19 protein-coding genes and 1 tRNA gene are annotated in these 22793 nt (G+C 49.3%); 15 read left to right on the top strand and 5 right to left on the bottom strand.

Features of this window, described 5'->3' with window-relative positions:
• Window positions 1-158: 158 nt before the first annotated feature.
• From ACYVEA_RS23045 to ACYVEA_RS23015, 7 genes are all read left to right on the top strand, one after another.
• Window positions 159-620 (top strand): hypothetical protein, encoded by a 462-nt coding sequence (locus ACYVEA_RS23045; protein ID WP_461115794.1) that lies wholly within the window; start codon window positions 159-161, stop codon window positions 618-620.
• Between the two features lie 327 nt (window positions 621-947).
• Window positions 948-1598, top strand: coding sequence for a hypothetical protein (locus ACYVEA_RS23040; protein ID WP_461115793.1), 651 nt, complete (start codon window positions 948-950; stop codon window positions 1596-1598).
• A complete protein-coding gene (locus tag ACYVEA_RS23035) occupies window positions 1574-2377 on the top strand; it encodes a sensor histidine kinase (protein WP_461115792.1) in 804 nt (267 codons plus the stop codon). The genes ACYVEA_RS23040 and ACYVEA_RS23035 overlap by 25 nt, the downstream gene beginning before the upstream one ends.
• Window positions 2374-3048 carry a response regulator gene (locus tag ACYVEA_RS23030; protein ID WP_461115791.1) on the top strand — a complete coding sequence of 225 codons (675 nt, stop codon included), beginning with the start codon at window positions 2374-2376 and terminating at the stop codon, window positions 3046-3048. Before ACYVEA_RS23035 ends, ACYVEA_RS23030 begins: the two co-directional genes overlap by 4 nt.
• A 76-nt stretch (window positions 3049-3124) precedes the next feature.
• Window positions 3125-4168 (top strand): sensor histidine kinase, encoded by a 1044-nt coding sequence (locus tag ACYVEA_RS23025; RefSeq protein WP_461115790.1) that lies wholly within the window; start codon window positions 3125-3127, stop codon window positions 4166-4168.
• Between the two features lie 119 nt (window positions 4169-4287).
• The gene (locus tag ACYVEA_RS23020) at window positions 4288-4902 is read left to right on the top strand and encodes a DUF4468 domain-containing protein (protein ID WP_461115789.1); all 615 of its coding nucleotides are present in this window, start codon (window positions 4288-4290) and stop codon (window positions 4900-4902) included.
• Window positions 4903-5273: 371 nt separating this feature from the next.
• Complete coding sequence (locus tag ACYVEA_RS23015) at window positions 5274-5858, top strand: CPBP family intramembrane glutamic endopeptidase (RefSeq protein WP_461115788.1); 585 nt, start codon at window positions 5274-5276, stop codon at window positions 5856-5858.
• Window positions 5859-5883: 25 nt separating this feature from the next.
• Here ACYVEA_RS23015 and ACYVEA_RS23010 read toward each other — a convergent pair whose 3' ends face one another.
• Window positions 5884-7854 carry an ATP-binding protein gene (locus ACYVEA_RS23010; protein ID WP_461115787.1) on the bottom strand — a complete coding sequence of 657 codons (1971 nt, stop codon included), beginning with the start codon at window positions 7852-7854 and terminating at the stop codon, window positions 5884-5886.
• A gap of 576 nt (window positions 7855-8430) precedes the next feature.
• Here ACYVEA_RS23010 and ACYVEA_RS23005 point away from each other — a divergent pair.
• From ACYVEA_RS23005 to ACYVEA_RS22995, 3 genes are all read left to right on the top strand, one after another.
• Window positions 8431-8715, top strand: coding sequence for a hypothetical protein (locus tag ACYVEA_RS23005; protein ID WP_461115786.1), 285 nt, complete (start codon window positions 8431-8433; stop codon window positions 8713-8715).
• A gap of 538 nt (window positions 8716-9253) precedes the next feature.
• Window positions 9254-11803 (top strand): FdhF/YdeP family oxidoreductase, encoded by a 2550-nt coding sequence (locus tag ACYVEA_RS23000; RefSeq protein WP_461115785.1) that lies wholly within the window; start codon window positions 9254-9256, stop codon window positions 11801-11803.
• A 35-nt stretch (window positions 11804-11838) separates the two neighbouring features.
• Entirely contained in the window at window positions 11839-12771 is a 933-nt protein-coding gene (locus ACYVEA_RS22995; RefSeq protein WP_461115784.1) for a DUF3078 domain-containing protein, read from the top strand.
• Between the two features lie 24 nt (window positions 12772-12795).
• Here the strand turns inward: ACYVEA_RS22995 and ACYVEA_RS22990 are convergent.
• The 3 genes from ACYVEA_RS22990 to ACYVEA_RS22980 form a co-directional block, all read right to left on the bottom strand.
• A tRNA-Arg gene (locus tag ACYVEA_RS22990) sits at window positions 12796-12870 on the bottom strand.
• 58 nt (window positions 12871-12928) lie between these two features.
• Window positions 12929-14212, bottom strand: coding sequence for a GTPase HflX (gene hflX, locus ACYVEA_RS22985; protein ID WP_093830218.1), 1284 nt, complete (start codon window positions 14210-14212; stop codon window positions 12929-12931).
• A 189-nt stretch (window positions 14213-14401) separates the two neighbouring features.
• Window positions 14402-15787 (bottom strand): MATE family efflux transporter, encoded by a 1386-nt coding sequence (locus ACYVEA_RS22980; RefSeq protein WP_461115783.1) that lies wholly within the window; start codon window positions 15785-15787, stop codon window positions 14402-14404.
• 427 nt (window positions 15788-16214) lie between these two features.
• On the opposite strand from ACYVEA_RS22980, the gene ACYVEA_RS22975 reads away from it, so the two are divergent.
• Window positions 16215-16994: a Nif3-like dinuclear metal center hexameric protein gene (locus ACYVEA_RS22975; RefSeq protein WP_461115782.1), complete on the top strand. Its 780-nt coding sequence runs from the start codon at window positions 16215-16217 to the stop codon at window positions 16992-16994.
• Here the strand turns inward: ACYVEA_RS22975 and ACYVEA_RS22970 are convergent.
• Entirely contained in the window at window positions 16991-17809 is an 819-nt protein-coding gene (locus ACYVEA_RS22970; protein WP_461115781.1) for an aldo/keto reductase, read from the bottom strand. The genes ACYVEA_RS22975 and ACYVEA_RS22970 overlap by 4 nt on opposite strands.
• A 219-nt stretch (window positions 17810-18028) precedes the next feature.
• Here ACYVEA_RS22970 and ACYVEA_RS22965 point away from each other — a divergent pair, with 219 nt between their 5' ends.
• The 4 genes from ACYVEA_RS22965 to ACYVEA_RS22950 all read left to right on the top strand — a co-directional run bounded on the left by ACYVEA_RS22965 (window position 18029) and on the right by ACYVEA_RS22950 (window position 22781).
• The gene (locus ACYVEA_RS22965) at window positions 18029-19576 is read left to right on the top strand and encodes a DUF4394 domain-containing protein (RefSeq protein WP_461115780.1); all 1548 of its coding nucleotides are present in this window, start codon (window positions 18029-18031) and stop codon (window positions 19574-19576) included.
• Window positions 19577-19822: 246 nt separating this feature from the next.
• Complete coding sequence (locus tag ACYVEA_RS22960) at window positions 19823-20767, top strand: hypothetical protein (protein ID WP_461115779.1); 945 nt, start codon at window positions 19823-19825, stop codon at window positions 20765-20767.
• Window positions 20768-20803: 36 nt separating this feature from the next.
• A complete protein-coding gene (locus tag ACYVEA_RS22955; protein WP_461115778.1) occupies window positions 20804-21388 on the top strand; it encodes an RNA polymerase sigma factor in 585 nt (194 codons plus the stop codon).
• Window positions 21357-22781, top strand: a complete 1425-nt coding sequence (locus ACYVEA_RS22950) for a hypothetical protein (protein ID WP_461115777.1) — start codon at window positions 21357-21359, stop codon at window positions 22779-22781. Before ACYVEA_RS22955 ends, ACYVEA_RS22950 begins: the two co-directional genes overlap by 32 nt.
• The last annotated feature ends 12 nt before the right edge of the window (window positions 22782-22793 follow it).

Here is a 22793-nt window from a genome sequence, read left to right as displayed (position 1 = left end):
GCAGCAGAATCACCCAATCGGCAAAACGGGTAGTTAGTCGGTAGACACCGGGCTTTTCTGCGTGTCTGTTGAAAACAGGTAGTTTTACGGGTGTGCGGTCTTCCCCAATTGCGTTGTTTTGCGCCTATCTCATTAACCAATTAAACTGCAGAACTTTAATGACTACCGAGTCCAAGCTTGCTGAATGGGTGCCGTTTTCCGTTCCTGTTGACACCGCTCAAAACTGGATTGCCAACTGGATTGATGCCGACCCGGTGACCAAACCACTCGACCCGACCGACATGCGGGCGTTTGTGGTTCGCCGGGCCGATTTTGTGGAGTTGCTCGCGCAGCACGATACTGAATTTGTTCGCCTGTACGTAGGGCGTAAGGAACCACTGGATGAAGACCGTATGCGGCCCTGTTTGCTCCTGGTATCAGCCGCCTACGAGAAAGATATTAATCCCGATGCGCCGGATTCCGACGTCATTGTCGATCTGGTAGGGCCAATGACCATAACCGACGGGGATGCGGCCACCCAAGAGACCTACGAAGTTTTCGATTTCTCGCGTCCATGCCCGCCCCATTGCAATGAGGACAGCCCGTTGTTCATTAAGCAGACCAATGAAAAGGGTGTGTAGGAATGAATCGTGAAGCCTGACATGTGCCCCTAAATCCCCTTTAGGGGACTTTGTCTGAGTAGGAACCAAGTCCCCTAAAGGGCAGGGCTGTTAAGTGCTGCATCTTTACCCCCCAACCCCCTGAAGGGGGAGTACTCCGAAGTGGATTTTCTCCCCCTTCAGGGGGTTGGGGGGTAAAGATTAGCTAACAAAAGGGGCTGATTAAGTAAAGAAAATTCAGCACTTAACAGCCCTGCCCTTTGGGGGATTTAGGCGGGGCGGCCCGTGCCGGTAAAGCCGATTAAACCTGAATAATGTAAAAAACGAACCGACGTAGCATGGCCAACGATGCATGATTTTTTCAACTGGCTTTTTGAGTATAGCCCTCTTTCGATGGTGTTTCCCATTACGATGGCCCTTATACGTCGTCGCTACCTGCGGAATGGCTTGCAATTCATCGGGTGGTTTCTGGCCTTGGGAGCCCTGGGAGAAATATTGTCTCAGGTAACTGCCCGATTGCATATGCCGAACCTGTATATGCTGCATGTATACACGATTCTTGAATTTAACATCATCGGCCTGTTTTACTTCAGGTTCTTTGGCGACTTCTACCCGCGTTGGCTTGTACCGGGGCTGATGATCTGTTTTACCGTATTGGCGGTCCTGAACAGTATTTATTTACAACCCATTACCGGTTTCAATACGTATGCCCGCGGGACGGTTGGCGTGCTGACCATTATGCTGGCTTTGCTGTCTTTTTATAAGATGCTGATCGAGTTACGTACCAAACGGCTCGATCAGCATCCCGTTTTCTGGATCAATACGGGCTTCCTGCTCTACTTTTCAGGGAACCTGTTTTTCTTTATACTAAACAACGCGTTACTGAAAGAACCAAACCAATCACTTAGTTTTATGTCGTGGGGGCTAAGTTCGTTACTCATGGCTCTGCTATATCTGTTTATTGGTGTTGGTTTATGGTTCAGTCCGCGGCTTCAGTAGATTTATACGTACTGGTTATTGCAGGAGGTTTTGCGCTATTGCTGTTGGTGGCGGGGGTGGTGAGCTTTATGTTTTTGTACCAAAAACGAGTGTCTGAACAGGAATTAGTCGTTAAGCAAATGGAACTGAACTATCAACAGGACGTCGTGTATCGGACCCTCGATGCCGTGGAACTGGAACGAAAGCGCGTAGCCCGTGACCTCCACGATGAAGTAGGGGCCGCCCTCTCGGCCATGCGGTTGCTGGTTGGGCAATTGGCTCAGAAAAATCCGCCCGACACCAATTCGGATGATCTCACGACCCGGTTTAAAGTCGTTATTGATAACACCATCGACAGTGTTCGGCGAATCTCCAACGATCTGCTGCCCCAGGGGCTCGACGAACTCGGCCTTACCTACGCCCTCGAAGGGTTGTGTGAAAGCGCAATGGACATTGCCAATGTCAATGTAGAGTTAACCGTTGCTTCTGACATTAGCCTGCCAACCCGCACGAATCTGATTGTATACCGGCTGGTGCAGGAATTGCTCAATAACGCCCTCAAACACGCCGAAGCGACTGAAATTCAGGTGAGTCTGGAGCAGCGGGATGCCTATCTAGTTATTCACTACGTTGATGATGGCAACGGATTCGATTATGCAGAAGCCTATCAGAAACGTAGCCTGGGCCTGAAAAATATTGAAACCCGCGCCCAAATGCTCGACGGCACCGTTGTTTTCGACACCCACCCTGGTCAGGGACTACGCGTAACCGTTACCATTCCCCTAACCGTTCAAGTATGAATCCTATTCGAGTCGCTATTGCCGACGACCAACTGTTGTTTCGTAAAGGCATGATCGCCATTGTCAATACGTTTGAGGGCGTGGCCATCACCCTCGAAGCCGACAATGGTCGCGCCCTGCTCGATGCGCTGGCTACCGCCGATCCACTGCCCGACGTAGTACTGCTCGACCTCTCGATGCCGGAAATGAACGGTGTCGAAACGACTAAACTCATTCACCGGGATTACCCAGGTGTAAAAATCATTATCCTGTCGGTTTATGGCGAAGATCGGTTCGTAACCCACCTGATGGATTTAGGTGTGAATGCCTACCTGTTCAAGAACGTAGAGCCGCAGGAAGTGGAACGGGCCATTCGGGCCGTTGTCGAGATGGATTTCTATTTTAACGAAGCCTTCCTGAACGCGCTGAAAAACCGGATGCTGGTGAAAAAGCCCCGCCGGTTGCTCACCGACGATCTACCTGCTACGCTCACGAGCCGCGAAATTGAAGTCCTGAGTCTGATTTGCAAGCAATTAACTGCTCCGGAAATTGCCGACCGGCTCTCGCTTAGCATCCGTACCGTAGACGGACACCGGGCGAACCTGCTCGAAAAAACCAATGCCCGCAACACCGCTGGTCTGGTGCTGTTCGCCATCAAAAACCGCCTGATCGACCCGGCGGATCTGCTTTAAAGCCTGTTGAAGCCAACGGCCAGCCTTGTAAGCCATGCGTATAGAAACGACTTCAAAAAATGGCTAAATTGGCCGGATGCAAAAACTGAATGACAAATGGATGCGCATTATTGGTGTCCCCCTACTGTCGTTAACGGGACAATGGATGATGTATGGCTATACTAACATCCCTTATCCTGACGATTGGCGCATTCCGTTTTTCTTTATTCTTGGCAGCGTACTTGTTTGGGAGGCCAACCGCCGGGGAATTATTATCTCCCGGCGTCGTTATCCTGAATTGACACAGACGCTCCTGCGGGTTTTGTTCCAACTGGCCTGGTTTGTCATCTTTGCCAGCATTATCCGAATCTCGCAGACATTTTTCTATAAGTACATTGGTCTCTGGCACTCGGACGATTATTTTCTGTTCAAACCGTATTTTTTCAATACCCTTGTCTCCGTTGTGGGTACGGTTCAGGTCGCAGCCTATTATGAAGGCGTTTATCTGTATCAACGCTGGAAAGTATCCTACATCGAAACGGAAGAACTCAAGAAGGTGAATCTGCAAAGCCAGCTCGATTCGCTGAAAACACAAATAAATCCCCATTTTCTCTTCAATAACCTGAATTCGCTGTCGTCGTTGATCACCAGTGATGCCGAGCAGGCCGAGCGTTTTCTGGATGAACTGTCGTCCGTATACCGCTATCTGCTACGTCAGAATAGCCGTGATCTTTGCCCGCTGGCCGAAGAGATGCACTTCATCAAAGCTTATTTTCATTTACTCAAGACCCGGCATGGGGATGGTATTGTTCTGGAGACGGCTTTGGAGAGCCATCACCTGAACTACCTTATTCCACCGCTGACGCTTCAGATTTTGTTTGAAAATGCTATCAAACACAATGTTATATCGGTTAGTCGTCCGCTAACGATCCGGGTGTATGTACAAGATGGAAATTTATATGTAGAAAATAATCTGCAGAAGAAAAAGATAGCCGTTCAATCCAATCATATTGGCCTGCAGAATATCATGATGAAATACAAACTCCTCGACCATCCGTTGGTTACGGTTTACTACGACGATGAGAAATTTCTGGTTGGTATCCCCTTGATCAAACCTACGGGCGAAGTTCTCTCCGTATAAAAATAGGATCATTGAGACATACAGAGGCCTATTTTTGCTCGTTCTGTTTACCTAACTGCCTAAACTAGTTTACTATATGTGCCGGTAACACCGTTTAATAAGTTGGCAACAGCTAGTGAATGGAATTGCCATACTTTGCCCGAAAATCGAAGGCAATGAATTACCTATTCCTGTTACTGCTTTGCCCTGTTTTATGCCTTGCCCAAAAGAAAACCTATACACTCGCAGATACTAACATCCGGATTGATTCAGCAACGGGCGGCATAATGTATACAGACGTAGTACCCGTTGAGGGAGCAACTGTAGACAAGCTTTACAGCCGGGCTAAAACCTTTCTGCTGACTTCGTTTACGAACGAAACACCCGTCATTCAAACGGATAACAAAGAGACGGGCGTTGTGGGCGGGCGGGGTAGATTCGTTGAAAATTTAACCAAACGACAAATTCTTCTGACGGGTTTTCAGCAGATATACTACGAAATGGGCATCGAAATTCGAGCTCAGGACGGACGGTATCACTACAAAATGACCAATATTGACGTGGTTGCCTCAACCTTTCGGATACGTATCGACGATACGCTGCGAAAGAACCCTGAACTGGCAAAGCGACTGGCCGTGAAAGAGTTGTCGAAATGGCAATACAACCGATATATGGGAAACAGAAACCAGGTAAATAAAATAGTTCGCCAGCTTAAGCTCGCCATGAATTCTCCCCATGCCCCAAACGATGGGTAACAAGGCTGCAATAAAGTGCCTGTTAGCCTAACGGATGAAGTTACACGACGGTTTAATAACTTAGCGTATAGCCTCGTCCGTTATTACTTAAAAAAGCAACTTCCTGTACAGAAGCCATCCTTTCGGGTTTTTGATACGTTCATAGGCTATGGAGATATTCCGGCAAAATGGACTACTTGTTTAGTCATTCCTACCCGTTGTTGACTTCCACGTTGATAGGAGCAACCAGACATGTTAGTTTGTTGCCGTCAGAAGGTGAGGCCTGATTTTCTCCCATCTTTCCTGGCCTTTCAGCTTTGAGTATTCCAATGCGCAGTATGACAAACAGGAATCTATTTTCCGTCGCGGGCTTATCAATTGCGTACCTGTCAATGGCAGGTATTTCCCTGGTATTTAAGCAGCTATATGGTCCCTTAAACGATTTGCAGGTGATAGCCCGGGAAGGGCTCATCTTTCTGATGGCGGCTCTTCTACTTTGGATCATGAAGCAGGAGCGCTTACCCTTATCTTCCATTGGATTATACCCTCAGAAAATCGGTCAATCAATGGGTTGGGCCATCGTTACAGTACTTGTCTGTTTTGGGCTGCTTTTTGTCTGTCTTTTAGTTTTTCAGCAGATAGGCTGGAAGTTTGGCGAATCCAAATCATCTGCCAGGCTTTCCTTATGGACAACGACATTGGTTGTGACACGAGCCGGTCTTGTTGAAGAACTATTTTTTAGAGGCTATATCATCGAGCGCCTGACCGCACTTTTTAACAACCGCTACCTAGCCGCCTTCGGCTCGCTAATCCCCTTCGCGTTGTTCCATTATTCGCAGGGTATAACGGGGGTCATCCTTGCGTTCGTTTTAGGGGGTGTGCTGACCGGAATGTATTTGTGGCGACGAGATCTAAAATTAACCATGATGGCTCATTTTATGGTCGATTTTATGCCTAACGTAGTAGGGGCTTTATGACGTAGTGCCCCTGATTCTGGCTACTTCAGTCCGAAGAAACAGGCAACTGAATGGTAACTTCAGTGTATTGGCCCACCTCAGACGTAGTGGCTAGTATGCCGCCATGACCCTGGGTAATAATGTTGTAACTCAGCGATAAACCCAGGCCTGTTCCCTGCCCAGTTGGCTTTGTCGTGAAAAAAGGCTGGTAGATTTTGTTGAGAATGGTCGTTGGAATGCCGGTGCCGTTGTCGCGGATACAGATACGTACCATTTGGTCGGTGACGTTGGCCTGTGTACATACTGACAAGATGGGCTCGTAATTGGTCTTGAGTTGTTCCTGTTTCTGATTAAGCGCGTAAAAGGCGTTATCGAAAATATTGAGCAATACCCGGCCAATATCCTGGGGCACAGCTTTTACCGGTTCAATAGCAGGATCAAGCGCTATGGCAAGCTTAACCGAAACGTTTTTGTTTTTCGACAGTATGTCTTTGTTGGCGATCTGCAAATACTCGGTCGCCAGATCATTCAGGTTAGTGAGTTGCTTTTTGCCGTTGCTCGTAGTGCCATGCGATAATTGCAGCATGCCTTTGACAATGCTGTCGGCCCGCTGACCATGGTGCGAAATCCGCGACAGATTCTGTACCAGATCATCGGCGATCTGCACGGAATCTGTTTTATGATCGGCCTTGATTTCTTCTTTAAGCTCCTCCAGTAGTTCAAGGCTGACTTTTGAGAAATTGTTGACGAAATTCAATGGGTTCTGAATTTCGTGTGCAATACCCGACGTCAGTTCACCAAGCGAGGCCATTTTTTCTTTCTGAATAAGCTGCAACTGCGTTTCTTTCAGTTCGAGCAGTGTTTGCGCCAGCGAATCCCGTTGAACTTCCAGTTCCTGTTTTTGCTGGGTGATCTCGGCGGTTCGTTCTTCGATTTGTACTTCAAGCTGTTCCGTATACATCGTCAGGGCATCCTTTGCTTTTTTCAGCGACTGGGTCATCCGATTGAAGTTCAAGGTTAAATCGCCGATTTCGTCGGGTAAGCCCACTGGAACAAGGGTCGTTAAATTGCCGGCATTGACCTGTTGAACGCCTTCCAGCAATTGCTGTAGCGGACTGGTAAGGGTAACCCGGAGAATCCGCGGCAAAATCAAAACGAGCCCGGCTGTCGATACCGTAATGATGCCGAACATCTTAATCAGACCATCCTGTTGCGTATAGCGGGGAACGTAATCGGTAGGGTAGTAAGGGGGGTAAAATACCAGCGTCACAATTAGCAGTACGGTGGCAATCATGATGAACGTGAAGCCAACCAATTTTATCTGGAAACTGGTCGGCACGGCGGCATACGTAATCGACACAACAATTTGAGCCAGGTTTCCAAACCAGAGCAGGACAAAAAAAGTCCAGTAGCCAATGGTGCTGTATATGCCAAAGATGACGGCAACAATGCAGGGAATCACGAAGCACAAATTGACAAAGACCATGTAGGTATTTCCTTTGGCGGCTTGCTCGTTCCCCTGTTTCCGGAATAAGCGACCTTTGCGCCAACCTATGTTTACGGCCCAGAGATTTGTTAATAAGCCATAAATAAACATGGAAGCCTGCATCATAAGCAGGTCGCTCTGGTTGTAGAATTCGTTCCAGGTGTTAAAGGCAATCAGGCCGATCACAAAAGCGATCATTACGTAGAGAAGAACTTTCTGCTCGCGTTCAAACGCGGGCGTCACGAATCGGTAAAGGAACTGGATATACGCAATTTCGACAAGGCCTAAGGCGGGCACAAACATCAGTATAATCTGAAGCTGATAGGGCCAGGAGCCAACATAAGCCGGATGGATACTATACCGGATCATGTCGCCTGCCTGCCATACGATCTGGCTCAAATAAAAGATGGTAAACCATTTTTTTCCCGGCGACTCAACCTTCAGGTTAATCAGATAGACGTACATGCTACTTGATACCAGGAGCAGTATATACGCCATTACCGAATGAGTATGCAATAAAATCGGATTCATGGCGGTGCTGGCGGTGCGTGTTCAACCGCTATAATTGCCTGCAAACTTATTGCGTTTTAAGAACCGAAGGAATGTATTCTTAGGGAAAGGTAGGGGACTTATTTGCTGAAATAAGCTAGTGTTCTGGCAGCCGCTTTGTTAACCCCCTTCACCTCGCCTACCGCACTACCCATAATGAGCGCGCTGATACTCAGAATCCTTTCCTATTGCCCGGTAGTAGTAGTAGCCAGCACTCAAACGGAGTCTTCCGCAGAAAAAAGTAAAAATAGTTGAGACAAAAAATAAACCCGGCGCTTCGAAAGCACCGGGCTTATCTGGAATACAATCCATTTTATAGAACTTGCCTGCAAAGATACTTACAGTCAGACAATTATGTTCACTTGCCGCTAAATAAATTTTATAGGTAAACCGCCAATAAGCGTGATTTTTGTAACACAAATGCACCATTCATTTCTTTCCGTATTACAGAATCCGGCTGCGTAAAGCGTCTAGTTACAACAAACTCCTTTGGTGGCAACTTACTAACCAAAACAAGAGCAGCCTCTGCGGCAATTGCCTATTTTCTTACCTTCGTTTATGGACGAGATTTTTAATTTTCTGAATAAGACCTACGAGGCCAGTGGTTCAGTCTTGGGTCGCTCAGGCAAAATTATTGGGTACGCCAATGATGGCTATGAAGTGGAAGGGCTGTTGAGCCTGAATGATCGGGAGTTCAACTTCCTCATTACGGAGGAGGAATCTGGCAAATATACCCTGAGCCTAACCAAAGGCGAGCAAACGACGGCCTATGAGCACCTGACCGCCAGCACGATCATCACTATTTTTCAAACAGGTGATTTGCCTATTTTTCAGGCACCCTAGCTTATTTTTCGACCTGAGTACCGTTGGCTCGGTTGTTATAAACCTTTTATTAACCTTAGACGTATACTTTTCATGGGCTGGGTAGCCCATCAACGATACTCTAAAGCCAATCAGGCCACTCCGGATTCGGAGTGGCCTGATTTTTTTGATTTGACGTAATCAACTCACCGGCAGCTTTGTATTGTGAATAATTTCAGTTAAGCCTGCTGCCAGACAATCGCTACCTGATTGGGTAGCGATTGTTTTTTCTAAAAAACTGATGGAGTCTGCCCGTGCAAGGGCGCCGTTACGTAGCGGATCGTTCGCCAGCACAACAATGGCCGGGTACCGCTTTCGGGGCAAAATCCGCTTATTCCGTATGAGCGTACCTGAATTGGTGACAAGTCAGTAAGGAGTATTTTAAGCCTTGTGTTGAGGATGGTTAAATAGCCTATGCAGAACCATTTGCTCACCAATTTTGGGATACACCTGTTTTCTAAAACGGTTTTCACTAGTTTCCGTTAGGATAACCAGGCGCTAAATAGCCTTGTCAATTGGTATGGATAAGTCACCCAACAGTCAGAAGAAACCCGCCGACATCCCGCAGCAGGAGATCGAAAATAAGCCCCTGAGTGGGGAGCGACCCAGCCAGGGGGAGGCTATGACCAACGACCACTACGACCCGCGTGGTAAGCCCGACGCCGATAAACGAGTGCTACCCGCTCCCGATACACTTGGCGCAAAACGCACGTTTGCGATTCTGGCCCAGCCACCCGAACTGTTTACGGGGCTCAAACTCGAAAAACCCGCCAACGTAGCTGCTGGGCTGATGGCCGTAATCAAATCCGGCGAGTTTGCCTGGGGTGAAGGGGGCATCGGACGAGGAACACACGCGCTGCTGAAGTTAAATCAGAAAGATGGCTTCGACTGCTCGTCCTGCGCCTGGCCCGATCCGGATGGGCACCGCTCCATTGCCGAATTCTGTGAAAACGGAGCCAAAGCCACCGCGTCGGATGCCGACACCCGCCGGATTGACCCTGACTTTTTTGCCAAGCATAGTCTCGCCGAACTGTCGCGGATGACTGATCGGGACCTTAATAATGCGGGCCGTTTAACCCACCCGATGGTGTTACGTCCCGGCGATACTCACTACCGGCCCATCGCCTGGGATGATGCCTTCCAGCTCGTGGCAGACGAGTTAAACGGATTGCAGTCGCCGGATGAAGCTGCTTTTTACACCTCGGGCAAAGTACCCAATGAGCCAGCGTATGTCTATCAACTGTTTGTGCGACAGTTTGGCACCAACAATCTACCTGACTGTTCCAACATGTGCCACGAAAGTAGCGGCTCGGCCCTGAGCCCAACGGTTGGACTAGGTAAAGGGTCGGTTACGCTCAACGATATTTATGAGGCCGACGTGATTATCATTATGGGCCAGAATCCCGGAACCAATACACCCCGGATGCTGACAGCCCTGCAGATCGCCAAGCGTAAGGGAGCCAAAATAATCTCGGTGAATCCGCTTCACGAAGCGGGCCTGAGCCACTTCAAGAATCCCCAGGATTTCATGAATCCGATCAAGGCGGTCGGTACACTCCTGGGCCATGGTACTCCCATTAGCGACTTATTTTTACAGGTTAAGCTCAACGGGGATATGGCCGTACTGCGGGGCATTATGAAACACCTGCTGGAGGCCGAAGCCAAGAAACCGGGGACGGTTGTCGACCATGAATTTATCAAGCAATACACTGCCCATTACGACGAGTTTGTGGACGTAATACACAACACGACCTGGGAGGATATTCAGCTCATGAGCGGCCTTACGCGCGAGCAATTGCTCGAAGCAGCTACCATCATTGCCCCAAAAAAGAAGATTATTACCTGCTGGGCAATGGGGCTTACGCAGCAGAAAAATGGGGTGATGAGTATTCAGGAAATCGTAAATCTGCATCTCATGAAAGGCGCTATTGGTATACCTGGAGCCGGCCTTTGCCCCGTCCGTGGTCATTCCAACGTGCAGGGCGACCGCACGATGGGTATCTGGGAACGTCCCCACAAAGAATTTCTGGATGCGTTGGAAAAAGAATATGGGTTTAATCCGCCCCGCGAACACGGCTTCGATACGGTGGAGACCATTAAAGCGATGCACAATGGTAAAATCAAGGCCTTTATGAGCCTTGGCGGAAATCTGCTGTCGGCCGGGCCGGATACGGAGTTTACGGCGGCTTGTATGCGGGGACTACGTCTGACGGCCTTTGTCGCTACCAAACTCAACCGCGGCCACCTCACCACCGGCAAGACCGCCTTGCTATTACCCTGCTTTACGCACCTGGATATTGACCAGCAGCGATCAGGAGAGCAATTCACCTCCTGCGAAAATTCAATGGGGGTAGTTAGTCAGAGCAAAGGGGTGCTGGAACCGCTGGAAGGCGACATGAAAAGCGAGGTTGCTATTGTTTGTGGGATTGCCAGAGCGACCCTGGGTGACCGTAGCACTGTCGATTGGCAAGCCTATATAAATAACTACGACACCATTCGCGATGCCATTTCCCGAGTAATTCCTGGTTTTGAACAGTTCAACGAAAAAATCCGTAAGCCGGGTGGTTTCTATCTACCCAACGGTCCCCGCGAGCGCAACTTTACGACGGAAAACGGCAAAGCTAATTTCACGGTTACCGACATGGTGATGCACCATCTGGAACCTGACCAACTCGTGCTGATGACCATCCGCAGTCACGACCAGTTTAACACGACGGTCTACGATTATAACGACCGCTACCGGGGTATCCACGGCGAACGGCGTGTTGTTTTCCTGAATCCGCAGGACATGGCGGAGCGGGGCATTCAGGAGCGGCAGTTGGTGACCATCACCAGCCACTTCGAAGGACAGACCCGAACGATGGAAAACATGATTGCTATTCCCTACAACATTCCCAAGGGTAATACGGCGGCCTATTATCCCGAAGCGAACGTATTGGTGCCCGTGGCCAGCGTGGCCTATATCAGTAACACACCCACCTCAAAATTTGTGGTCGTTACGGTAGCACCCGTTGCTGGAGCTTTCGTCAAAGGCGATGGATCAACTCAAGTGGTGGCTGTCGCTGACTAAGGCACCGACTTTGTATTCATTTGCTGATTCCATCAATGCTCGTTTCGATTCGGTTATTGTTCTGTTTATTGATTAGCGTCCATGTGGTTAATGCACAGACGGATAGTCTATCGTCGCTACGATCGCTTTTAGATCAAGGCAATACGGTAGATAGTGTAGCAAACCGTCCCGACTCAACCTACTGGCGTCACCAGCTTGAAGTAAGCTTTAATCTAAATCAGGGGTCGTTTAGCACTAATTGGAAAGGTGGGGGCGTCAATTCCGTAGCCTTGGGCTTTGCGCTCAATGGGCAGTTGTCCTACCGGCGCAATCGCTTCAACTGGCGTGTGCTGACTCAGTTACAATATGGCCTTGTCAAGAACGCACAGCAGGCTCCGCGAAAAAATGCCGACCGGCTCTATGTGGATGCCAAAGCAGGGTTTCTTTTCTCTACCCGCTGGCAGTGGTTCGGGTCTGTGACGCTATTGTCGCAGTTTGCCCCTGGCTATACTTATGTTCTCCTGCCATCGGGTCAGCAGCAGGCCAACCGAATTTCTAACTTGTTTGCCCCGGGCTACCTTACTGAATCGGTAGGGCTGACCTTTGAACCCAATGATCATTTCGATTTGCGGCTGGGCCTTTTTACCCTTCGGCAAACCTATGTGAACGACCCGGTCGTTCGGCTTTATGTGCCGGAGAACTATGGTGTACCGCTGGATCAGACGGTACGTACGGAAGTAGCCTTTCAGACGTTAACCAACATTGACCGGGATGTAGCCAAAAACCTGAACCTCAAACTCCGGTATCTGTTCTTTGTTGAGTATCGTAATTTGGGGGCTCCTGACCACCCTATCGATCTGACCCTAACCGGCAAGATTACTAACTTAGTGAATGCTAACCTGAGCGCCGTGCTGCTGTATGATCAGGATCAGGACACGCATGTTCAATGTAGCCAGTCTCTTGCTATCGGTCTGCTGTTTACCTTATGAGGAACCTACCCTTAGTAAAGAGTATGGTAGTCTCGACGGGAATCGAACCCGTATCAAGCGTTTAGGAAACGCTTATTCTATCCGTTGAACTACGAGACCAAAAAAGGAGCGGTCATGTTGACCGCTCGCTTATGAATGCAAAATTGCCGAAAATCTGTTAACCTGCCAAACCATCGCTGTATTCGGCCGACTCGCTGAGTGGCACATGAACCCAGTTGGGGTAAATGTAGTAGTGCTTCTCTTTCACCAGATCATAAAGCAACTCACGAAGTTCGCCAATGTTCTCACCCGTTTCGGCCGAAATAAACGCTACGTAGTCAGCTTTTTGGGCCAGATACGTTTTCTTGAGGTATTCCAGAGCCGTTTTCCGACGTACCGCTACCGGGATAATAACTTCCTCACGCAGGCCATCCTCCGTAAATTCGTCCTCAGCGCTTGTCTCGTCGGTCTCTGTCCACTCCTCTTTCGGCACAAACCGGTCCATTTTGTTGAAAACCAGCACCATGGGTTTGTCGGCCGCTTTGATATCGGCCAACGTAGCGTTTACGACTTCAATCTGTTCTTCAAAATTCGGATGCGATACGTCTACTACGTGAACCAGAATGTCGGCTTCCCGTACTTCGTCGAGCGTTGATTTAAACGACTCGATCAGCATTGTCGGTAATTTCCGGATAAACCCAACGGTATCGGTTAACAAAAATGGAACATTGCCAAGCGTCACCTTGCGCACTGTTGAATCTACGGTAGCGAACAACTTATTTTCGGCGAAAACATCAGTTTTCGCCAGCGTCCGCATGAGCGTTGACTTACCTACGTTGGTATAACCGACCAGCGCCACACGTACCAGCCTGTCGCGCTCTTTCCGGCGGGTAACACTCTGCTTATCAATCTTGGCCAGTTTCTCTTTTAAGAAAGAAATCCTGTCTTTCACAATCCGTCGGTCCGTTTCGAGCTCTTTCTCCCCCGGTCCACGCATCCCTACACCCCCTTTCTGGCTGGTTAAGTGACTCCACATACGGGTCAGACGAGGATACATATACTGGTATTGAGCCAACTCGACTTGCACCCGCGATTGGGCCGTCTGCGCGCGCATCGAGAAAATATTCAGGATGAGCAGGCTGCGGTCAAGCACTTTAACATCCTTGAAACTATCTTCCAGGTTTCGCACCTGCGACGGTGTCAGATCATCATCGAAAATGATGGCATCAACCGGATTGTCAAGAATATAGGTCTGGATTTCTTCCAGTTTTCCCTTACCGACAAAGGTGCGGTTGTCAGGATGTTCGAGTTTTTGGGTGAACGTTTTAATCGTTTTAACACCCGAGGTTTCGGCCAGAAACGCTAACTCGTCCAGGTACTCTTTGGTCTGGTCGGCAGTCTGTTTTTGGGTGATCAGCGCGACCAGAACGGCGGTTTCTTCGGGTTTATGGGTATCGTTCATGTAAATTCTTAGGGATAATTAGGTAATTTATAGCTCTGTAATCAAAGGCTCCGGATTGACGTCAGGGCTAACAACCCGACTCCACTACGTTGAATGGCCTCTTACAGATTAGCTATAAGCCTGTAAATAATAACGGGTCATTTCGGGTAAAAGTTTCGGTGATAACGAAGCGTAAATGAACAGCTTACGTTACACCTGAACTGTTTTCCATCGGCCGCGTCGAAACACTAAAACGGCAATACCGGCCAGTAATGTTTCGCTGATGGCTACCGACCAGAATACCCCCGGTGGCCCCCAGTTTAACGTATGAGCCAATAGATAAGCCAATGGAATCTCAACCATCCAGAAGCACACAATGTTAATAAGTGTTGGCGTACGGGTATCTCCCGCACCGTTGAGGGCCTGGCTTAATACCATACCATAAGCCATAAACAGATAGCCGAGGCAAAATATCTGGAGGCATTCGACGGCAATAGCAACTACGTGCGCATTGTTGTCGAAAAGGCCCACAATAGTTGCCGCGCCTAGGTAAAACCCAAGCCCAACGGCTACTAGGAAGAGCATGTTGCAGAAAGCCGCCCGCCAGGCGGAGGTTGCTGCACGTTCGGGCTGACCAGCCCCCAAATTCTGTCCAACCAACGTAGCGGCTGCATTGGCCATGCCCCACGATGGCAGAATCGTGAACACAATAATTCGGATGGCGATGGTGTAACCCGCCACTACGTCGCTGCCGAATGTCGACAGAATGCGCGTCAGGAATATCCAACTGGCTGAGCCCACCAGAAACTGACTGGTGCCACCCACCGCCAAGCCGAGCAGGTGACGAATAATACCCATATCGGGTGAAACGTCAGACCGGAGAACCCGTATGACACCTTTTACGCGGGTAAGCGCATAAAGTTGGTAGAGGACACCGATGCTACGTCCCGTCGTAGTCGCAACGGCCGATCCCATGACGCCAAGTTCAGGAAACGGACCCAGTCCGAAAATGAATACCGGACAAAGGGCAATGTTTATGCCATTGGCGATCCATAATGATTGCATCGCTACAGAGGCATCGCCCGAACCGCGTAGGCAACCGCTTAGCGTATACAGGAGCATGATGGCGGGTGCACTGGCGAAAATCATCCGGGTAAATCCTACCCCGTTGGCAATGAGCCGTTCATCGCCACCCATTAGCCGGAGAATGTCTTCGGCAAACACAAAACCCAGTACGCCCATAATCAGGCCGAGCCCAAGCGAAACCAGGATCACCTGCCCAACGGCCGTGCTGGCACCCCGCACATTTTTCTCGCCGATTCGACGGGAAACTAAGGCGGTTGCCGCCGTACTGAGGCCAATGGCCACGGAGTAGACCAGCGTTAGTACCGATTCGGTAAGACCCACCGTGGCAATGGCCTGCGTGCCGATTTTAGCCACAAAAAATACATCGACAACCGCGAATAGCGATTCCATGACCATTTCCAGAATCATCGGAACCGACAACAGGAAAATGGCCCGGTTAATACTGCCAGTTGTAAAATTGGTTTCTGTACCGCGCAATGCAGCCAGGAATAACCGAAAGAATTTGGTCATTGAAACAAAAAACTATGCCGCAGCCTTACAGGCTACTGACAGCGTACTGGATAGTATGAAAACAAGTGTGGCTACCCGGATAGTCCGATAGATCGGCGGGTGGCAGAAACCAGGAGAGGAAAGAAAAACCCCCGAAGGGTTTTTAAGCGAGGAAAATCATGGGCTTTGATGGACCGCCGTTGCGGACGCAGTTAAGACTGCAAATCTACGGGTTTCTTTTGGCGAAATCCAAATTCGTTTGAGTAAACGGTAGTATTTTAAAGGTAAGTTATTGGTAATTAGATACTTTATAACCATTCATTTGCGCCAGCCCGGTTAGAAAGTCAAGCGTGAATGTGCGACTAAAAATCCGTTTGAGCAAAAGGGTTTTACTACGTTTACTAGCTAAGGGCAGCAAACCATAATGAGCTTGTGGAGTTAACCAAGTATGAATACGTCCCACCCTTTTCTACATGAGATTGATGATTACCTACGTACTGAACTGACAACGGGCCGATATCCGGACGATGAGCAGGGTGGTATCTATCATCCATCTGAACGTCCGGTAAAGCGGCTTGGTCTGTTGCTGGAACCCTTTTCCGGACTGCCTGTCTGGGTAAAAGAAACCCAGGTTGACGGACTCTGGATACATCGCCACTGGCAACTTGATTTAGCTGCTCTCCCGCCCGACGTAGGTATTGTGGCCCATCATTTGCCGTTCGATGAAACACTAACGATCGGCTACAATGTCCGGCTGGCCAGAAAACTTGGCGCTATTGGCCAGCCTGAACCATTGGGTTATAAACAGGGTAATTCCTCCGCAGGTGAGTTACTTCCCGCCCGGCCGATTGGCATGTTGATTGACGTAGCGCATCATGAGTTTGATGCGTGGCTGGATACGTGCAAACGTATTTTTGGCGGATATGAACGGGCGGAGGCTGGGCTGAATTCAGTTGGAGAACCAGCAGCTACTCACCGGGTAGCGGTTGTCGGTGCGATGACGGATGCGCTTGTTCGCGAAGCTGCCGAACGGGGCGCTCAGGTTTACCTGACGGGGGCGTATCGTAAACCTGCCCAGCAAGCCGTCGATGAATGTGGTATGGCCGTTGTGGCTGTTGGCCATCGGCGGAGCGAAGAATGGGGGCTGAAGGAATTAGCTGATTTATTGCATGAACGCTGGCCAATTGATTGCTACGTTCATCAATCAACGGCAATGAGCAGACTTTAAGCAATGGTGCGTGGATCATCGGCAACGCGTGTATTATCGTAGAACGTATTCATCAACGTCATGTCTTCATCGGAAATACTGAAGTCCAATACGTTGAAATTTTCCTGGATGCGCTCGCGCTTCACCGACTTTGGTATCGTAACGACGCCGTGTTGGATGGACCACCTGACCAGCATCTGATACGTTGATTTGCCGTATTTTTCAGCCAGAGCGATCAACTTTGGATCATCCTGTTTTTGGCCTCGTACCAAAGGTGCATAGCCTTCGGGCTGAATGTTTTTATCACGACAGTAAGCAATGACATCGGGTAGGTAACTGTATGGACTAAACTCCACCTGATTGACCGCGGGTATGATGCGGGCCTCGGTTAAAAGTTCGTCTATATGGGCTGGATAATGATTTGAGACGCCAATGGCACGGGCGCGGCCGTCGGCATAGATTTTCTCCAGTGCCCGCCATGTTTCGTGTCGGTGTTCCCTGATGGGCCAGTGAACGAGATACAAGTCGATGACATCAAGTCGTAACCGTTCCAAACTCCGGTTAAAGGCACGTAGTGTGCGGGTATATCCCTGGTCATCATTCCAGACTTTGGTTGTAATGAAAATATCACTTCGGGGAATACCACTTTCCCGTATGGCGTCGGCTACTTCGCGTTCGTTGTTGTAAGCCGTAGCCGTATCAATCAGGCGGCACCCCGCTTCTAGCGCCCACTCAACGGCCTGCTGAACCTCGCTGATATTCTTGGGGGCATGAACTCCAAGTCCCAGCAGGGGCATTTCAACGCCATTATTAAGAGTCGTAGATGGTATTTTCATTGACTATCGTATGGTTCTGCTAGTAGAAGAATAAAATCGGTCAAGATGTTTTTGTGAAGACCCACCTTTTGGGATTTCTAGGCTCAATTGACCCGGAAATCATAATGAAAATCTCTCCTTTAATTAATTTTTAATCTTTTTTTAATTTATATAAATCCGTATGATGCGTACAGCCGTATAGTCACTTGTCAATCAATAATCCCTTATAACGGTATGACTATGCTTTACAAAAAACAAGTTCGAAGCCTCCTGGGTATCCTGGCTATTGGCTCTTTATTAATCCTGAATGCTTGTCAGGATCACCGGTTAGCTCCCGACCCGGCTACGGTTCCTGATGTTACGGTATACGCCCTGAACGACGCCAATCAACTCCTGCGATTCAGCGTTCGCACACCTGGTACTACCGTTCCGGTATCTATTTCGGGAACAAATCAGGATGAACGTATACTGGCTATCGATTTCAGACCCGCCACCGGACAGTTGTATGGCGTCAGCAATCAGAGCCGCATGTTCGTGATTAATCCGATGACGGGAGCAGCACGAGCACTCGGTACCACGGCATTTACCCCCGCTATTGCTGGTTCTGTCGTTGGTCTGGATTTTAATCCAACGGTTGATCGCATCCGGCTGGTAACCGCCACGGGTCAGGATTTGCGGTTGAACCCTGAAACCGGGACTGTAGCCGCTGTTGATGGTTCTATCAATGGCGTATCGGGCGCTATGATCACGGAAGTAGCCTACACCAATAATAAGGCTGGTGCAACAACGACAACCTTATATGACATAGATCCTGCAACGGACCGGCTATACATTCAAAATCCGCCAAACAACGGTACGTTAACCGACGTTGGACCACTGGGTCTGGACATTACCGGAGCGGCTGGGTTCGATATTTCACCAACCGATAACACACAAGGGCTGGTGGCTGTCACGTTTAACGGTGCATCGGAATTACAGCAAATCAACCTCGCTACGGGGCGCTTACAAAAATTAGGTAATCTGCCCGGCACGATCATTGGCCTGGCTATCCCAACGGAACCCGTTGCCTACGCCATTGAAGGTGCCAGCAATCTGCTGGTTTTCAATCCAATGAGTCCAGCCCCAGTGTCTAAAGCAATTGCCGGTTTACAGAATGGTGAAACACTGGTCGGTATTGATACCCGGCCGCTGAATGGGCAACTGTTTGCCCTGGGAAGCTCCAGCCGTCTGTACTCAATTGCCGTTACCGCTACTGCCAGCTGGAGTGCCGTTGCCGTTGGCAGTGCAGGGGCATTTACGCTGGCTGGTACAGATTTTGGGTTTGATTTCAACCCAACGGTAGACCGAATTCGGGTGGTGAGTAATACCGGGCAAAACCTGCGTCTGGTTCCAGACAATGGGACTTTAGCGGCTACCGATGGTGTATTGTCTTTCTCAGGAGTGAGCGGTACACCTAACGTATCAGCCGCGGCTTATACCAACAACTTTGCAGGAGCTACTACTACTACGTTGTATGATATTGACATTCGAACGGGCAGTGCTATGCTGTTCACACAAGCCCCACCAAACAACGGAACGTTGAATTCTGTAGGAATGCTGGGTGTTGATGCCGAAAGCGCCAACGGATTCGACATTGGTGGAACGACCGGTACTGCTTACGCCCTGCTACGTGTCGGTGGCTCAACAAAAATATATACGATCAACTTAACGACTGGAGCTGCTACGGCTGGCGCAACCCTGCCGGGTAGTCCCACCGTTCGTGGCTTCACGCTCGGCTTAGGGTTCTAGACAGACGTTTTATTACGTTGAATGGCCCGCCTTGTCTGAAACAAGGCGGGCCATTCTTTTTGGTAACCAGCCACTCAGGGCTGACATTCGTTTCGTTTTGTGCCGGTATGCCAAACAATTAAATCAGGCAGTGCAACAAATTCAGTCGTTCCATGTGTCTAAACAAATGCCGGGCATGAACGTAACGAATAGGCTTGCTCTGTTGATTTCCGGCCTGTTCGACTAATGCATGACATTGCGTGATCTATGAAAAATACCGTTTGGATTTCACTCCTTTGTTTGTTGAGTGCCGCCTGTAATCGAGTGACTGATATACAGCCTAATCCTAATCCAACGGAAGAGATTCCGACGAGTGCCATCGATGCTGTTACAGGCCAGTTTCCGCAGGCTGAAGGGATCGTATTTAAAACCCTGGAGAAAAATCAGGTCTGGCAGGTGAATTTTACGCAAAAAGCCGCCCGCTACAGTGCTGCCACAAACCAGCAAATGCTCCTGGTCGCCTATCAGTCAGCCGATCGCGCAGTGCCGGATTCACTAACATCACTGGTTCGCAATACGGTGATCGACGGGGGGACATTTTCCAACCTCAGACTGCAGAATTATTCGTGGTTCAAAGATGCTTCCAACAATGGGCAGTTCATTTTTGCAGATTACGACTGGCGGGGAACACGCTACACGTTTCGATGGACCGTAACCAACCTAAATGGTAAGACAACCTACGTAACGGAATTGTTTCCCTTTTATCAACTCGAGTATCGTACCGTAACGCTGGCCGATTTACCTGCTCCTATCCGGGAATCTCTCAAAAATCAGGCCCTTGATTTTAATTATGCCATTGTTCAGGTTGATCAGCAGGTAAAAAAACGATATGGCATTACGGTAAAACAAAATAGTAACTCCTTTACACTCAATTATACCGATGCGGGGCTTTTGGCATCGGTTTCCAGTTCACCGACTGTGCAATATTTTAGTGAAATCGGTCAGTTGCCGACAGCCATTCAGGGGTATTTGCGCAACACGCCAGAACTGGCCGGGTTTGGTTTGGGAGGTCAGTTTACGCTGCTGGCCAAAACTAAGTATGGTGTGGTAGAAACCTATACGGTAAACCTTCAGAAAGGTCGGGAAACCTGGTTTTTGACCTTTAACAGTAGTGGAGAATTAACGGCACGCTCGTACTTAAATCTAGCCTAGAACCTACGTCATCACTCTATTAAACAGATTATCTGGATGGCGTTGTTTCGCAAAAAATACACAAGTCTGAGCCAGTTGGTGAGCGCCTGCCAGCAGCAGGAACGCCGGGCACAGGATGCGTTTTACGAACGATATAAGAGCCGAATGCTTGGTGTGTGCGTGCGCTACGCCAAAACGGTGGCTGAGGCAGAGGATATATTTCAGGAAGCCTTTATTAAAATTTTCGAGCGCATTCATGAACTCAAAAAGCCTGAGTCTGCCGATAGCTGGGTGAGGGCCGTAGTGGTACGAACCGCCATCAATTACTACAATCGGACCACTCGCCAGGAAGAACGCTTTACGGCCTATGACTACGTAGCAGACGAACTGATCAGTGATGACTATGATGTGTTGATCAAACAATTGAACCTCGACGCCCTGCTGGCCTTCATCAACCAATTATCTGACAGTTACCGACTTGTCGTCAATCTGTATTTGATCGAAGGCTATGCGCACGCCGAGATTGCCGGGCTTCTGAATATGCCCGAAGCAACCGTCAGGTCGCAGTACAGCCGGGCGAGACAGCTACTCATCAAAACAATTCAACAAAATGGCATCGAACGACATGAATTCTTCGGATGATCCTATAGATAAATCGTTGCGAGATCATTTTCAGCAGGTCTTCGACGACTTTGAGGTGCAGCCTTCTGCATCGCTCACATCGCGTATCTGGCAGCGATTAAACGTACCTGCCAGGAAACGCAGACCGTATGGCGTACTAATTCTTGGGGTGCTTTTACTGATTGGCACGGGTTTGTATATCCGTTCGTATCACGCACTGGTAGGTTCTTACGAAGCAAAAATTCAGCAGGCTACCGTAGCGGAGCCGGTTGGAAAAGACCAATCCAATAAGGCTAGAAAAGAATCGGAGCCGGGTTCTTTTTACAGTCATCACTTTAGCAACACAACCGGCGCGTCCTCTGCACCAATCGGCCAGGCAACGGTAGAGACAAAGAGTAAAGACAGCCATCGTCCTGATGATCAACTAGTTCGGCCTGTCAGTGCAACGGGCAGGAAATTGAGATTGGCACAATCAAAAAGGCAGGAAGCAAGTCGGAGGCTAGTCAATAACCGACGTAGCACCCGAAGCAGTCAGGCGTTTCCAGAAACGCTGGCAGGCTTTAGCGCTGCTGTTAGTCAGACGGATAAGCTGGCTGCTCGTTCTGCCGTGATACGTGGTAAAGCGCCGGAAATAACATCGGCCACACCTTTGACGCTACCCAGTGAATCTGCGGAGTTGGTTGAACATGAGGCCGTTTCGTGGGAATCGTTACGTTCACTCGCTCTTCGCCCTATTGGTGGAATGGGGTCTCAGATCAGTCGAAACGTCCAGCTACCCGTAGCGGCCGCTTCACCTTCAGAACAACCGAAAACCCGCACAACACCCGTTCGCTGGCTGGTTGGCGTAGCGCCACTCAGTACCTATCAACTGATGACGGTGGTGGCTAAACCCGATGCCTATGTGCAGCGGGTTGATGCGCCATCGGCTTTTTCCGGGCCAACCTGGGGTTACCAACTGAGTGGAGGTGTGGCGTGGCGGACGTTTGATTTTCAGCTATCGTTTGGCCAAATCCGGCGGTGGGCCTACTATGACCTGGCAACCGACGTCTACCAGATTAGACCCATTGGGGTAAATAAGTACCAGATAACCAGTCTGGATCAGCCCGTTGCTGAAAACGTATCGCTAACCATGCTGGGAGCAAGTATCAACAAACAATACCGACTGGGTGGAGTGCACAGCCGCTACGTGGCCCGTATAGGCGGTCAAACGTCCTACGTGCCTGCCTCGAACCAGACACTGATCTGGGCAAAAGCAGCGCTTGGTCTGACCCTGCCCTTTCAAAGGGTTTATCAGCTTCAATTTGGTCCAACCGTCGAATATGGTTTCAGCCGATTATGGAGTAATGAGCGTCAGCTTATCATTCACCCTTATCTGATTGGCGCAGCCATAACCATACGCCCAACGAAGCCTTAAAAAACGAAGACT

It is taken from the genome of Spirosoma jeollabukense (assembly GCF_054777855.1).
The sequence above is the reverse complement of the archived record's forward strand: the minus strand, read 5'-3'. Positions and strand labels throughout refer to the sequence as shown.